The following is a 1,603-nucleotide window of genomic DNA, read 5'->3' on the forward strand; positions in this document are numbered from 1 at the left end:
GTCGAGGCAGTGACGAAGGCAGGGGCCAAACTCATTCTGGTTGGGGACCCCGATCAGCTGCAGCCGATCAAAGCGGGTGCTGCCTTCCGGGCCATTGCTGATCGTATCGGCTATGCGGAGCTGGGCACGATCTACCGCCAGCGCGAGGGCTGGATGCGCACGGCGTCGGCGGATCTCGCCCGTGGCAGGATCAGTGCTGCCCTTGATGCCTACGACAATGCCGACATGGTGATCGGAGAATGGACGCGGGAGAAAACCGTCCAGTCCCTGATCGAGGACTGGAACCGCGACTACGACCCGGGGCGGACGTCGCTCATCCTTGCTCACCTTCGCCGTGATGTGCGTGAGCTGAACGATCTGGCCCGTCAGCAGTTGGTCGAGCGTGGGATTGTTGGTGACGGGTTTGCCTTCAAGACAGAAGATGGCATTCGCCACTTCGCCGCCGGCGATCAAATCGTTTTCCTCAAGAATGAAGGTTCGCTCAGCGTCAAGAACGGCATGCTGGCGAAAGTGGTCGACGCCGCCCCCGGCCGGATCGTTGCCCGCATTGGGGATGGTGACAATCACCGTGAGGTCACGGTTGAGCAGCGCTTCTATGCCAATCTCGACCATGGCTATGCGACAACCGTTCATAAGTCGCAGGGTGCGACGGTCGATGATGTGAAGGTGCTGGCGTCGCGTTCGCTCGATCGGCATCTCACCTATGTGGCGCTGACGCGGCATCGCGACGATGCCCGGCTCTATGTGCCCCTTGGCGATTTTGCCCGAACAGGCGGTATCCTCATCGATCATGGAGTTGCGCCCTATGAGAACAAACCTAAAAACCGCGACAGCTATTTCGTGACGCTGGAAAATGGCGACGGCCAGCAGAACACGATCTGGGGCGTCGACCTCAAGCGCGCGATGACGAAGGCCGCGCCCGAAATCGGTGATCGCATTGGCCTCGAACACAAGGGCTCGGGGCCAATCGTTCTGCCGGATGGCAAAACGGTCCAGCGCCATTCCTGGGATGTGGTCGATATCCGCGACCTCGCCATGTCGAAGCTCGTTGAGCGCCTGTCACGCGACGGCTCAAAGGAAACTACGCTCGATTTTGAGAATGCGTCTTCCTATCGTGCCGCGCTGCGGTTTGCCCAATTGCGCGGGCTCAACCTCATGAATGTAGCCAGAACTATTGTTCGTGATCGGCTCGACTGGACCGTTCGGCAAAAGCAGAAGCTTGCCGAATTCGGAATGCGGCTGCGTACCATTGCCGGACGGCTTGGCCTGGCCCCAGGTGCGCATCGGCAGGTTCTGTCCAGCAGCATCAGAGAAGCCGAACCCATGGTCGCCGGTATCACCGTGTTCCCGAAATCTATCGAGCAGGCGGCCGAGGACAAGCTCACTGCCGATCCGACCCTCAAAGCGCAATGGGAGGAAGTCTCCAGCCGCTTCCGTCTGGTATACGCAAATCCGGAAGCCGCCTTTGTGGCAGTCAACGTCGACGCCATGTTGAAGGATCCGGAACATGCCAAATATGCGCTGACGAAGATCACCGATGATCCGGAAAGCTTCGGGGTGCTCAAGGGCAAAACTGGCCTGCTCGCCGGTCGCGCCGATAAGC

General features: G+C 59.8%; 1 protein-coding gene. It reads left to right on the plus strand.

Translation table 11 applies throughout. The annotated features are described in order from the left end of the window. Positions 1–1,603 (plus strand): BID domain-containing protein (locus ACFPLB_RS10195; RefSeq protein ID WP_378229258.1); only part of this gene is annotated, 1,603 nt, incomplete at both ends.

Source organism: Aquamicrobium segne (assembly GCF_042656785.1).
In the GTDB taxonomy this organism is placed as follows: Bacteria; Pseudomonadota; Alphaproteobacteria; order Rhizobiales; family Rhizobiaceae; genus Mesorhizobium; species Mesorhizobium segne.